We start from the raw sequence: 13,246 nt of genomic DNA, 5'->3' as shown, positions 1-13,246 counted from the left end.
TTCACGCGTGCGCGCGAACCTGCGAACGGGTCGATGCAGTGAGACTCGGCTTACAGGTCGAGCAGCAGGCGTGCCGGATCTTCCAGCGCATCCTTCATCGCGACGAGCGACAGCACGGCTTCGCGGCCGTCGATAATGCGGTGGTCGTACGACAGCGCAAGGTAGTTGATCGGGCGGATCACGATCTGGCCGTTTTCGACGACCGGGCGCTCCTTCGTCGCGTGCACGCCGAGAATGGCCGACTGCGGCGGGTTGATGATCGGGGTCGACAGCATCGAACCGAACACGCCGCCGTTCGAGATCGAGAACGTACCGCCCGTCATTTCCTCGATCGACAGCTTGCCGTCCTTCGCCTTCTGGCCGAATTCCGCAATCTTCTTCTCGATTTCGGCGAGGCTCAGCTGATCCGCGTTGCGCAGGATCGGCACGACCAGGCCGCGCGGCGAACCGACCGCGATACCGATGTCGAAGTAGCCGTGGTAGACGATGTCGTTACCGTCGATCGACGCGTTCACGAGCGGGAACTTCTTCAGCGCATGGACGGCCGCCTTCACGAAGAACGACATGAAGCCGAGCTTCACGCCGTGTTCCTTCTCGAACTTGTCCTTGTACTTGTTACGCAGTTCCATGACCGGAGCCATGTTCACTTCGTTGAACGTCGTCAGGATCGCGTTGGTCTGCTGCGATTCGAGCAGGCGCTCGGCGATACGCGCACGCAGGCGCGACATCGGCACGCGCTGCTCCGGACGGTCGTTCAGCCACGTCGCCGCCGACGCCGGCACCTTCACTTCCGGCAGCGCCGGCTTCGCAGCGGCGGTCTTCGCCGGCGCGGCGGCCGGAGCGGCCTTCGGTGCGCTGCCTGCGGCCAGCGCGTCGCCCTTCGTGACGCGACCGTCGCGGCCCGAACCTGCGACGTCGCCCGTCGACAGGCCCTTCTCGGCCAGCAGCTTCGCTGCGGCCGGCGATGCGGCGGCCGAGCTCGATGCGGTCGCGGCGGCCGGCTGTGCGGCCGGTGCGGCTGCAGCAGGCGCTGCCGCCGGCTTGACTTCGGCGGCACCTGCCGCTGCTTCGGCAGCACCTGCCTTCGCTTCGGTGTCGATCGTCGCGATCACCTGATCGGCGACCACCGTGTCACCGTCGTTCTGCAGCACTTGCGCGAGCACGCCCGCGGCCGGCGCCGGCACTTCGAGGACGACCTTGTCGGTCTCGAGTTCGATCAGGATTTCGTCCTGCGCGACTGCTTCGCCCGGCTTCTTCTTCCACTGCAGCATGGTGGCTTCCGACACCGACTCCGAAAGCTGGGGGACTTTGACTTCTACGATAGCCATGTGATTTTCCTGGATGCTTAATCTGGGGTATGACGAGGTTCGTGCGATTCCTTCGGCCGGTGCGGCGCGCGACGCGCCCGGCAGGCCAAAAGGAACGGGAAAGCGCCGCGCGCCTTCCCGTTTCGCTTGACGTCGATTATTTCGCGATCGATGCGCTCTTCAGGCGGCCGAATGCACCTTCGATCAGGGCCTTCTGCTGCTCGTAGTGCTTCGCGTAGTAGCCAACCGCCGGCGAGGCCGAAGCCGGACGGCCGCTGTATGCCAGCTTCTGCCCTTCCTTCATGCCTTCCTTCAGGTGGTGCTCGACGTAGAACCAGGGGCCCTGGTTCTGCGGCTCGTCCTGCACCCAGACCACTTCAGTCGCGTTCTCGTACTTCTTCATTTCGGCTTCGAACTGCTTGTGCGCGAACGGATACAGCTGCTCGATACGGATGATCGCGACGTCGTTCGCCTTCGCTTCGCGGCGATGCGCGACGAGGTCGTAATACACGCGGCCCGAGCACACCAGCACGCGCTTGACCTTCTTCGCGTCGATGCCGCCGTCGGTTTCGCCCAGTACCGGCTGGAACGAACCCTTCGCGAGTTCCGACAAGTCCGACACCGCTTCCTTGTGGCGCAGCAGCGACTTCGGCGTGGCGACGATCAGCGGCTTGCGGAACAGGCGGATCATCTGGCGACGCAGCAGGTGGAAGATCTGCGCCGGCGTCGTCGGCTGGACGACCTGCATGTTGTGGTCGGCACACAGTTGCAGGAAACGCTCGATACGCGTGGACGAGTGTTCCGGACCCTGGCCTTCGTAGCCGTGCGGCAGCAGCATCGTGAGGCCCGACACGCGGCCCCACTTCACTTCGCCCGACGAGATGAACTGGTCGATCACGACCTGCGCGCCGTTGACGAAGTCGCCGAACTGCGCTTCCCACAGCACGAGCGTGTTCGGCTCGGCAGTCGAGTAACCGTATTCGAAGCCCAGCACCGCTTCTTCCGACAGCACCGAGTCGATCACCGTGAACTTCGCCTGGCCTTCGGCGATGTTCTGCAGCGGCACGTACGTGCCGTCGTTCCAGCGCTCGCGGTTCTGGTCGTGCAGCACCGCGTGACGGTGCGTGAACGTGCCGCGGCCCGAATCCTGGCCCGTCAGGCGCACCGAGTAGCCCGATGCGACGAGCGACGCGAATGCGAGGTGTTCGCCCATGCCCCAGTCGAGCGGCTGATCGCCGCGCGCCATGTTGCGGCGGTCGTTGATCACACGCTCGACGAGCGGGTGAACCTTGAAGTTTTCCGGGACCGTCGTGATGCGTTCGCCCAGGCGCTTCAGTTCGGCGAGCGGCACGGCCGTGTCGGCTGCGTCCGTCCACTTGCGGTTCAGGAACGGCACCCAGTCGACCGCGTACTTGCTCTTGTAGTTCGACAGCACCGGATCGACGGTGTGGTGGCCGTCGTCCATCGCCTTGCGGTACGCCTTCACGTAGTTGTCGGCGTCTTCCGCGGTGATCACGCCCTGCTGCACGAGCTTCTCGGCATACAGCGCACGGGTGCCCGGGTGCTGCGCGATCTTCTTGTACATCAGCGGCTGCGTGACGGCCGGCGTGTCCTGCTCGTTGTGACCCAGCTTGCGGAAGCAGACGATGTCGATCACGACATCCTTGTGGAACTGCATCCGGTAGTCGATCGCGATCTGGATCGCGAGCACGACGGCTTCCGGATCGTCGCCGTTCACGTGCAGCACCGGCGCTTCGATCATCTTGACGACGTCGGTACAGTACAGCGTCGAGCGCGCGTCGCGCGGGTCGGACGTCGTGAAGCCGATCTGGTTGTTGATGACGATGTGCAGCGTGCCGTGCGTGCCGTAACCGCGCGTCTGCGCGAGGTTCAGCGTTTCCATCACGACGCCCTGGCCGGCGAACGCCGCGTCGCCGTGGATCTGCACCGGCAGCACTTGCAGGCCGTCTTCGTCGCCGCGACGGTCCATCCGCGCCTTCGCGGAACCTTCGACCACCGGGTTCACGATTTCGAGGTGCGACGGGTTGAACGCGAGCGACAGGTGGACCGGGCCGCCCTCCGTCGACACGTCCGACGAGAAGCCCTTGTGGTATTTCACGTCGCCGGCCGGCAGGTCGTCGACGTGCTTGCCTTCGAATTCGGCGAACAGGTCGGCCGGCATCTTGCCCAGCGTGTTGACCAGCACGTTCAGGCGGCCGCGGTGAGCCATGCCGATGATGATTTCCTGCACGCCGCGCTTGCCCGCGTGCTGGACGACTTCGTCCATCGCCGCGATGAAGCTTTCGCCGCCTTCGAGCGAGAAGCGCTTCTGGCCGACGTACTTGGTGTGCAGGTAGCGCTCGAGGCCTTCGGCGGCCGTCAGGCGATTCAGAATGTGTTTCTTCTTGTCGGCCGAGAAGGCCGGCGTCGCGCGGGTCGATTCCAGGCGCTCCTGCCACCAGCGCTTCTGCTCCGGATCGCTGATGTACATGTACTCGGCGCCGATCGTGCCGCAGTACGTGTCGCGCAGGCCCTTGACGATGTCGCGCAGCGAAGCCTGGTCGAAACCGAAGTACAAGTTGCTTGCGCTGTACGTCTGGTCGAGGTCGCCTTCGGAGAAATCGTAGAACGCGGGTTCGAGCTCGGGAATGGCCGGACGCTCGCGACGCTTCAGCGGATCGAGGTTGGCCCATTGCGAGCCGAGGAAGCGATAGGCGCTGATGAGCGACTGGACGTGCACCTGCTTGCGTGCGGTCGCGAGATTGCTGGTGCTTTCGCGCGGAATGAAGGCATTGGCCTTCGCACGCTCGGCGAACGATTCGACGATCGGGAAGTGAGCGACGTCATTGGCATTCGAGCCGTCCGTCGCAGGCACGTTCTGCAGCGCGTCGAAATACTCTCGCCAGTTCTCCGGCACCGATGCCGGATTGTTGAGGTATGCATCGTACAGTTCTTCAACGTACGAAGCATTGCCGCCGAACAGATAGGAGTTCAGCTGAAACTGCTTCATTACATCTGACATTTTACGCTCACCTTTCTTCGAGCTTCTCGAGAAATAGCGGGTTACTCAACCTTCCGCGACACGGCCTGACCGTTTAGCGGATTGCGAATCAAGTCTTGCTTGGAAGGACCTAAAACTTGCGTGCGCGCAGCATATCACAGAACCGATACCGGAGTTCACGGCGCAATGCGCGCGAAAGCACCGCGCGGCGGGGTTTTGCCGGATTGCCGCGGCCTGCGGGAACAGTGTTTTGCAACCGGCCCGGTTGCCGGTCGCGCGAATGCAAAAAAGGCCGCCCGAAGGCGGCCTTTTCCGTGATGCGGGAACGATCGATGCTTAGTCGACCGCGCCTTCGCGGCTCGCGCGGCGACGCTCGTGCTCCTTCAGGAAGCGCTTGCGCAGGCGGATCGACTGCGGCGTCACTTCGACGAGTTCGTCGTCGTCGATGAATTCGACCGCGTACTCCAGCGACATCTGGACCGGCGGCACGAGACGCACGGCTTCGTCGGTGCCCGACGCGCGCACGTTGGTCAACTGCTTGCCCTTGATCGGGTTCACGACGAGGTCGTTGTCGCGGCTATGGATGCCGATGATCATGCCCTCATACAGCGCATCGCCCGGCTTCACGAACATGCGGCCGCGATCCTGCAGCTTCCACAGTGCGTACGCCACCGCGGCGCCATCGTCCTGCGAGATCAGCACGCCGTTGCGGCGCTCGAAGACCGAACCGTCCTTGACCGGTGCGTACGAGTCGAAGATGTGGCTCATCAGGCCCGTGCCGCGCGTGAGCGTCAGGAATTCGCTCTGGAAGCCGATCAGGCCACGCGCCGAGATCCTGTACTCCAGACGCGTGCGGCCGCGGCCGTCCGACGCCATGTCGAGCATCTCGCCCTTGCGGCGGCCCAGCTCTTCCATCACGCCGCCCTGGTGTTCGTCCTCGACGTCCACCGTCAGCAGCTCGTACGGCTCGTGACGCACGCCGTCGATCTCCTGCATCACGACGCGCGGACGCGACACGGCCAGCTCGTAGCCTTCGCGGCGCATGTTCTCGACGAGAATCGTCAGATGCAGTTCGCCGCGACCCGACACTTCGAACACCGTTTCGTCGCCGGTATCCTTCACGCGCAGTGCGACGTTGTGGTTCAGTTCCTTCATCAGGCGGTCGCGGATCTGGCGGCTCGTCACGAACTTGCCTTCGCGGCCGGCGAGCGGCGACGAGTTGACGAGGAAGTTCATCGTCAGCGTCGGCTCGTCGACGGTGATCATCGGCAGCGCTTCCGGCGTGTCGACCGCGCAGATCGTCGCGCCGATGCCGACGTCTTCAATACCGTTGATCAGCACGATGTCGCCCGCCTCGGCCGACTCGACCTGCACGCGCTCCAGGCCCTTGAACGACAGCACCTGGTTGATCTTGCGGTTCAGCACGTCGCCTTCCGGGCCGAAACGCATCGCGACCGGCTGGCCCGGCTTGATGCGGCCGCGCGTGATGCGACCGACGCCGATCCGGCCGACGTACGTCGAATAGTCGAGCGACGTGATCTGGAGCTGCAGCGGCGCTTCCGGATCGGCCGGGCGAACCGGCACGTGCGCGAGGATCGCCTCGAACAGCGGGCGCATGTCGCCTTCGCGAGCAGCCGGGTCGAGCGACGCGTAGCCGTTCAGGCCCGATGCGTACACGATCGGGAAGTCGAGCTGCTCTTCGGTCGCGCCGAGCTTGTCGAACAGGTCGAAGGTCTGGTTGATGACCCAGTCGATCCGCGCGCCCGGACGATCGATCTTGTTGACGACGACGATCGGCTTCAGGCCGAGCGCGAGCGCCTTCTTCGTGACGAAGCGCGTTTGCGGCATCGGGCCTTCGACCGCATCGACGAGCAGCAGCACCGAGTCGACCATCGACAGCACGCGCTCGACTTCGCCGCCGAAGTCCGCGTGCCCCGGCGTGTCGACGATGTTGATGTGCGTGCCTTCGTATTCGACCGCGCAGTTCTTCGCGAGAATCGTGATCCCGCGCTCTTTTTCGATGTCGTTCGAGTCCATCACCCGCTCCGCAATCTGCTGGTTCTCGCGGAAGGTGCCGGACTGGCGGAGCAGTTGGTCGACGAGCGTGGTTTTGCCGTGGTCGACGTGGGCGATGATGGCGATATTGCGAAGGGCGCGGGTCATAGAAACCTGGAAATCGTTTGAACGCGCAAACGCGCGCGCTCGTTTTTCACGGGCGCGCGCGTTGCAGCTTGGAAAGCCTCAAATTATAGCACGTGCGAGTGTCGAGAGCCGACCCGCGCATTGCAATGCAGCAAAACGGGCGGCTCCGCCTTCCTCTACCGAACAGACGAACCCGCTTCCTCACCCTTGCCGGCCGGCCCCAAAAACCTTATCGAGATAAGGGATTCTCGCGATACACAGCGCGGGTTTTGCCGTTCGATTAACATTTGCCGCGGCAAGCAATTGTGCCTATACTGCTGCCTAGTCAACTATTGCAGCTTCAGGGTTTTATGTCGGATTCTCCTACTCCTCCGCCCGTTTCGCAGTTGTCTTCGTATCAGATGAACGACAGCGTCGGTTATCTGATGTCGCGCGTGAAGTCGGTGATGACCAACCTCGTCACGCAGCGCACGCAGGAAGAGCTCGGCATCACGGGCACACAGGCGAGCATGCTGTTCATGATCGCGGTCGGCAAGTGCTCGACGGCCGCCGAACTCGCGCGCGAATACGGGATCGACGCAAGCGCGGTCACGCGCTTGCTCGACCGGGTCGAGAAACGCGGCCTGCTGTCGCGCGTGCGCAGCATCGAGGACCGACGCGTCGTGCGCCTCGAGCTCACCGACGAAGGCCGGGCGCTGGCCGAACGGCTCCCGCCCATTTTTCGCAGCGTGCTCGACCAGGTGCTGGACGGGTTTACGCCGGAAGAAGTCGGGTTCCTGAAGAGCATGCTGCGCCGCATTCTCAGCAACTATTGCGAGACGGCCGGCGGTAGCATCACGTAATAGTTGCCATGACAATTACTTTTGACAGATTAATGTAAGGAAATCCTTGCAGTGTCCATCATTCATTCCGAGTCAGGGGTTAGCGCGATGAAATCCTCCCCGTTGTCCGTGCGCGCCGGGTCGTGCCGCGCCGCCGTCGCTGCCGCGGTCGCCGCGCTGGCGCTGGCGGGCTGCGCGAATTACATCGGCATCAAGAGCGACAAGCAGATCGCCCCCGCGTCGCAATTCGAATCCGCCCAGAGCCTGCCGGCCCAGGGTGGCCAATGGCCGGCACTCGACTGGGCCAGCCAGTTCGGCGATCCGCAATTGCCGAAGCTGATCGACGAAGCGCTGCAGGGCAACCCGTCGATCGCGCAGGCGCAGGCGCGCATCGCGAAAGCGTCGTCGTATATCGAATCGTCGCGCTCGAACCTGATGCCGAAGGCCGAAGCCAGCTATTCGTGGACGCGTGAACTGTATTCGTCGAACGGCCTGTTCCCGCCCCCGTACGGCGGCCAGTGGTACAGCGAAAACAACGCGCTGGCGAGCGCCTCGTGGGAACTCGACCTGTGGGGCAAGAACCGCGAGCGCCTGCACACGGCCGTGTCGCAGGAAAAGGCCGCCGAAGCCGACATGCAACAGGCGCGCATCACGCTCGCGTCGTCGGTCGCACGCACCTACAACTCGCTCGCACAGCTCTATGCGCTGCGCGACATCGCGCAACGCGAGATCACCAACCGCGAGACGGTCGGCAAGATCACCGACGGCCGCGTATCGGCCGGCCTCGATACCAACGTCGAACGCCAGACGGCCCGCGGCAACATCGCGACCACCCAGGCCTCTCTGTCGGACCTCGACGGCCAGATCACGACGGTGCGCTACCAGCTCGCCGCGCTGCTCGGCAAGGGCCCGGATCGCGGGCTGCAGATCGCGGCGCCCGTGATGAACCCGAGCGGCAACGTCACGCTGCCCGGCAACCTGCCGGCCGATCTCGTGTCGCGCCGCCCCGACATCGTCGCCGCGCGCTGGCAGGTCGAAGCCGCGATGCACGACGTGAAGGAAGCGAAGGCCGAGTTCTTCCCGGACGTGAACCTCGCGGCCGGGTTCGGCTTCGATGCGTTCGGCTGGGGCAAATTCCTGAACTTCGCGAGTCGCCAGGCCCAATTCGGCCCCGCGATCCACCTGCCGATCTTCGATGCCGGCGCGCTGCGCGCCCAGCTCAAGGGCCGCTACGCCGACTTCGACCTGTCGGTCGCGAACTACAACCAGACGCTGATCAGCGCGCTGAACGACGTCGCGACGCAAGTCGCGTCGATCCGCGCGATCGATCGCCAGATGGGCGACGCCCAGCGTGCGCTCGACGCCTCGACGCGTGCGTACGATCTCGCGGTCATCCGCTACAAGGCCGGCCTGTCGCCGCAACTGCAGGTGCTGACGGCGGACAGCAACCGCCTCGCATCGGAACAGACGGTGACCAACCTGAAAATGCGCCGGCGCGACATGCAGCTTGCCCTGATCAAGGCGCTCGGCGGCGGGTTCGACGCGACCGGCACGCCGCTCGCCGCGCCCGATGCGGCCACGCCGACCAAACAGGCCGCCAACTGATCCGGCGCCACCACTACGCAGACACTCGAAATAAAGGACGGAGAAAATCGCCATGAGCGACCAACAAAACGCCGCCAGCGCGCAGCCGCAGAACAACGGCAAGCGCAAACGAATGATGACGCTGCTCGTCGCGGTCATCGTGATCGCGGCCATCGCATACGGCCTGTACTACTTCCTCGTCGCCCGCTTCCATGAAGACACCGACGATGCGTACGTAAACGGCAACGTCGTGCAGATCACGCCGCAGGTCACCGGCACCGTGATCGCCGTGAAGGCGGACGACACGCAAACGGTCAAGGCCGGCGATCCGCTCGTCGTGCTCGACCCGGCCGATTCGCAGGTCGCGCTGCAGCAGGCGGAAGCCAACCTCGCGCAGACGGTGCGCCAGGTGCGCGGCCTGTTCGTCAACGACGACCAGTACCGCGCGCAAGTCGCGCTGCGCCAGTCGGACCTGTCGAAGGCCCAGGACGACCTGCGTCGCCGCCTGGCCGTCGCGCAGACGGGCGCCGTATCGCAGGAAGAAATCTCGCACGCCCGCGACGCGGTGAAGGCCGCGCAGGCATCGGTCGACGCCGCACAACAGCAGCTCGCATCGAATCGCGCATTGACCGCGAACACGACGATCGCATCGCACCCGAACGTGATGGCCGCCGCCGCGAAGGTGCGCGACGCGTACCTCGCGAACGCGCGTAACGTGCTGCCGGCGCCGGTCACCGGCTACGTCGCGAAGCGCTCGGTGCAGGTCGGCCAGCGCGTGTCGCCCGGCAACCCGCTGATGTCGGTGGTGCCGCTCAATGCCGTGTGGGTCGACGCGAACTTCAAGGAAGTCCAGTTGAAGCACATGCGCATCGGCCAGCCGGTCGAGATGACGGCCGACATCTACGGCTCGTCGGTCACGTACCACGGCAAGGTCGTCGGCTTCTCGGCCGGCACGGGCTCGGCGTTCTCGCTCTTGCCCGCGCAGAACGCGACCGGCAACTGGATCAAGGTCGTGCAGCGCCTGCCCGTGCGGATCGAGCTCGACCCGAAGGATCTCGAGAAGCACCCGCTGCGCATCGGCCTGTCGATGCAGGTCGACGTGGACATCAAGGACGAACGCGGCGACCAGCTCGTCAACGCACCGAACACCGTCTACGAGACCAACGTTTTCGCGAAATACGGCGACGAAGCCGATGCCGAAATCGCGCGCATCATCGCCGAAAATGCAGGCGGCAACGCGTCGGCGCCGGTCGCGGCGAAGCAGAGCAGCGCCGCGAAAATGATGTAACCGTTCCGACTCCGGAAAGACAACCGACATGGCACAGGCTCCTGTCTCCCATCCGCCCCTGCAGGGCGGACAACTCCTGCTCGGGACGATCGCGGTATCGCTCGCGGTGTTCATGAACGTGCTCGACACGTCCATCGCGAACGTCGCGATCCCGACCATCTCGGGCGACCTCGGCGTGTCGTCCGATCAGGGCACGTGGGTCATCACGTCGTTCGCGGTCGCGAACGCAATCTCGGTGCCGCTGACCGGCTGGCTGACCGAGCGTTTCGGGCAAGTCCGCCTGTTCCTCGCGTCGATCATCCTGTTCGTCATCTCGTCGTGGATGTGCGGGCTGGCGCCGAGCCTGCCATTCCTGCTCGCGTCGCGCGTGCTCCAGGGTGCCGTCGCGGGCCCGATGATTCCGCTGTCGCAAGCGCTCCTGCTGTCGAGCTATCCACGCGCGAAAGCGCCGATGGCGCTCGCACTATGGGCGATGACGACGCTGATCGCCCCCGTCGCGGGCCCGATTCTCGGCGGCTGGATCTCGGACAACTATTCGTGGCCGTGGATCTTCTACGTCAACATCCCGGTTGGCATCGCCGCCGCCGCCGCGACGTGGGTGATCTACCGGAGTCGGGAGTCGGCCGTGCGCCGTGCGCCGATCGACGGCGTGGGTCTCGCGCTGCTGGTCGTCTGGGTCGGCTCGCTGCAGATCATGCTCGACAAAGGCAAGGATCTGGACTGGTTCGCGTCGACGACGATCATCGTGCTCGCGCTGACCGCCGTCATCGCGTTCGCGTTCTTCGTGATCTGGGAACTGACCGCCGAGCACCCGGTCGTCGACCTGTCGCTGTTCCGCATACGAAACTTCACCGGCGGCACGGTCGCGCTGTCGATCGGCTACGGCCTGTACTTCGGCAATCTCGTGCTGTTACCGCTGTGGTTGCAGACGCAAATCGGCTACACCGCAACCGACGCCGGCCTCGTGATGGCGCCGGTCGGGTTGTTCGCCATCCTGTTGTCGCCGCTCACCGGGAAGTACCTGCCGCGCACCGATCCGCGCTTCATCTCGACGGCGTCATTCCTCACGTTCGCGCTGTGCTTCTGGATGCGTTCGCGCTACACGACCGGCGTCGACGAATGGTCGCTGACGCTGCCGACGCTCGTGCAGGGTATCGCGATGGCGGGCTTCTTCATCCCGCTCGTGTCGATCACGTTGTCCGGGCTGCCCGGCCACCGCATTCCAGCGGCGTCCGGCCTGTCGAACTTCGTGCGGATCATGTGCGGCGGCATCGGTACGTCGATCTTCCAGACCGCGTGGGATCATCGGAACAACTTCCACCACGCGCAACTGGTCGAACAGACGAATCCGTACAACCCGACGTTCAATCAGGCCGTCACTCAGATGGGTAATCTCGGGCTCACGCAGGAACAGGCACACGGCCTGATCAACAACATGGCCACGCAGCAGGCTGCGCAGCTCGGCGTGAACGATCTGTTCTACATTTCCGCCGCGATCTTCGTGCTGCTGATCGGATTGATCTGGATCACCAAGCCCGAACGCGCGGGCGGCGGCGATGCCGGTGCGGCGGCGTCGGCGGCACACTGAGCGCCACCCGGCAGCAGCATCACGGCGCGATCACGCCAAACAAAAGGCCCGGTCGAAAATGACCGGGCCTTTTTCATTCCGCTGCGTGCACGTGCGTGCGTCGCTGCGTCATTGCGCCGTCACGACGAGCCGTTCCGGTGCGAGCACGCCATTCGCCTTGCGTGCCACGCCGAGCAATCGCGTTGCGTCGTACACCCGCACGCGCTCGCCGTCGGCCGCGTCGATCGACTCGAGCGCCGACAGCGGCAGGCGCTGGCCGTGCAGGAACCGCTTCGCGGACGCGTCGTCGAGCCGAATGGCCGGAAACGTCGACAGCAACGCGTCGACCGGCTGAAGCCATGCATCGCGCACCGATTCGGCAGCGTCCGACAGTGCGTCGAGCGTCACCGCGTGCTCGAGCGTCAGCGCACCGACGCCCGTGCGACGCAGCATCGTCAGATGCGCGCCGCAACCCAGCGCCTCGCCGATATCCTCCGCCAGCGTGCGCACATACGTGCCCTTGCTGCAGGTCACGCGAAACGTCACGTCGGGCAGCTCGCAGGCTAGCAGTTCCAGCGCGTGGATCGTCACGTTGCGGCCTTCCCGCTCGACGGTCTGGCCGGCCCGCGCATATTCGTACAGCGGCTTGCCGTCGCGCTTGAGCGCCGAATACATCGGCGGCACCTGCACGATATCGCCGGTGAAACGCACGAGCGCGGCTTCCACCGCCGCACGATCGCATTCGACGGGGCGTGTGTCGATCACGTCACCTTCGGCGTCGCCGGTGGCCGTGCGCTGGCCGAGACGCATCGTCGCTTCGTAGGTCTTGTCGGCGTCGAGCAAGTCCTGCGAGAACTTGGTCGCTTCGCCGAAACACAGCGGCAGCAGGCCCGAGGCCAACGGATCGAGCGTGCCGGTGTGACCGGCCTTCTTCGCGAGCAGCAGGCGCTTCGCACGAATCAGCGCATCGTTGCTCGACAGGCCGACCGGCTTGTCGAGCAGAAGAACGCCGTCCAGCACGCGCCGGGGCACGCGCGGACGTTGGGGTGCAGCATTCGTCATAGGCCGGTCGAGCTCAGTCGTCCTTGGCAGGCACGTCGGCCTCGTCGTCGTCCTTCGCGCGCGTGGAGTTCGCTTCCTTGATCAGGCGCGACATTTCGACGGCCTTCTCGATCGTCTGGTCGTAATGGAAATGCAGCGTCGGCACCGTATGAATGTGCAGGCGCTTGAACAGCAGGTTGTGCAGGTGACCCGACGCATGGTTCAGCGCCTCCTGCGTCTTCTCCGGATCGCCGGTGAGCGCCGTGAAGTAGACCTTCGCGTGCGCATAGTCCGGCGTGAGTTCCACGCTCTGGATGGTCACGATGCCGATGCGCGGATCTTTGACCTCGCGCATGATGAGTTCGGACAGATCGCGCTGAATCTGATCGGCGATCTGAACGTTGCGATTGGGGGAAGTACGTTTCCTGGACATGATCGATCCGTGATCCGTTTATCAGGATGAAGCGGCGGCCATTTTCGGCACGCCACCATGAA

9 protein-coding genes are annotated in these 13,246 nt (G+C 64.6%); 4 read left to right on the top strand and 5 right to left on the bottom strand.

Annotated elements, in window-relative coordinates; all coding sequences use genetic code 11:
• Positions 1 to 50 precede the first annotated feature (50 nt).
• The 3 genes from odhB to typA all read right to left on the bottom strand — a co-directional run bounded on the left by odhB (position 51) and on the right by typA (position 6,471).
• Positions 51 to 1,328, bottom strand: coding sequence for a 2-oxoglutarate dehydrogenase complex dihydrolipoyllysine-residue succinyltransferase (gene odhB, locus WT97_RS27550; protein WP_059785457.1), 1,278 nt, complete (start codon positions 1,326 to 1,328; stop codon positions 51 to 53).
• Positions 1,329 to 1,464: 136 nt separating this feature from the next.
• Complete coding sequence (locus tag WT97_RS27545) at positions 1,465 to 4,329, bottom strand: 2-oxoglutarate dehydrogenase E1 component (protein ID WP_059499050.1); 2,865 nt, start codon at positions 4,327 to 4,329, stop codon at positions 1,465 to 1,467.
• A gap of 315 nt (positions 4,330 to 4,644) precedes the next feature.
• Positions 4,645 to 6,471 (bottom strand): translational GTPase TypA, encoded by a 1,827-nt coding sequence (gene typA / locus WT97_RS27540; RefSeq protein WP_059499051.1) that lies wholly within the window; start codon positions 6,469 to 6,471, stop codon positions 4,645 to 4,647.
• A 329-nt stretch (positions 6,472 to 6,800) separates the two neighbouring features.
• On the opposite strand from typA, the gene WT97_RS27535 reads away from it, so the two are divergent.
• The 4 genes from WT97_RS27535 (at position 6,801) to WT97_RS27520 (ending at position 11,731) form a co-directional block, all read left to right on the top strand.
• Positions 6,801 to 7,292 carry a MarR family winged helix-turn-helix transcriptional regulator gene (locus WT97_RS27535; protein WP_059499052.1) on the top strand — a complete coding sequence of 164 codons (492 nt, stop codon included), beginning with the start codon at positions 6,801 to 6,803 and terminating at the stop codon, positions 7,290 to 7,292.
• An 87-nt stretch (positions 7,293 to 7,379) separates the two neighbouring features.
• The gene (locus WT97_RS27530) at positions 7,380 to 8,876 is read left to right on the top strand and encodes an efflux transporter outer membrane subunit (RefSeq protein ID WP_060354780.1); all 1,497 of its coding nucleotides are present in this window, start codon (positions 7,380 to 7,382) and stop codon (positions 8,874 to 8,876) included.
• A gap of 52 nt (positions 8,877 to 8,928) precedes the next feature.
• Positions 8,929 to 10,143: an HlyD family secretion protein gene (locus tag WT97_RS27525; RefSeq protein WP_059789765.1), complete on the top strand. Its 1,215-nt coding sequence runs from the start codon at positions 8,929 to 8,931 to the stop codon at positions 10,141 to 10,143.
• A 28-nt stretch (positions 10,144 to 10,171) separates the two neighbouring features.
• Positions 10,172 to 11,731 carry a DHA2 family efflux MFS transporter permease subunit gene (locus tag WT97_RS27520; protein ID WP_060354779.1) on the top strand — a complete coding sequence of 520 codons (1,560 nt, stop codon included), beginning with the start codon at positions 10,172 to 10,174 and terminating at the stop codon, positions 11,729 to 11,731.
• 108 nt (positions 11,732 to 11,839) lie between these two features.
• On the opposite strand, the gene truB is transcribed toward WT97_RS27520, so the two are convergent.
• Positions 11,840 to 12,772: a tRNA pseudouridine(55) synthase TruB gene (gene truB, locus WT97_RS27515; RefSeq protein ID WP_060354778.1), complete on the bottom strand. Its 933-nt coding sequence runs from the start codon at positions 12,770 to 12,772 to the stop codon at positions 11,840 to 11,842.
• A 13-nt stretch (positions 12,773 to 12,785) separates the two neighbouring features.
• Entirely contained in the window at positions 12,786 to 13,184 is a 399-nt protein-coding gene (gene rbfA / locus WT97_RS27510; RefSeq protein WP_053525271.1) for a 30S ribosome-binding factor RbfA, read from the bottom strand.
• Positions 13,185 to 13,246: the final 62 nt, after the last annotated feature.

This window comes from Burkholderia sp. MSMB1459WGS (genome assembly GCF_001534535.1).
In the GTDB taxonomy this organism is placed as follows: Bacteria; Pseudomonadota; Gammaproteobacteria; order Burkholderiales; family Burkholderiaceae; genus Burkholderia.
This window is presented reverse-complemented; position numbering and strand designations above follow the sequence as displayed.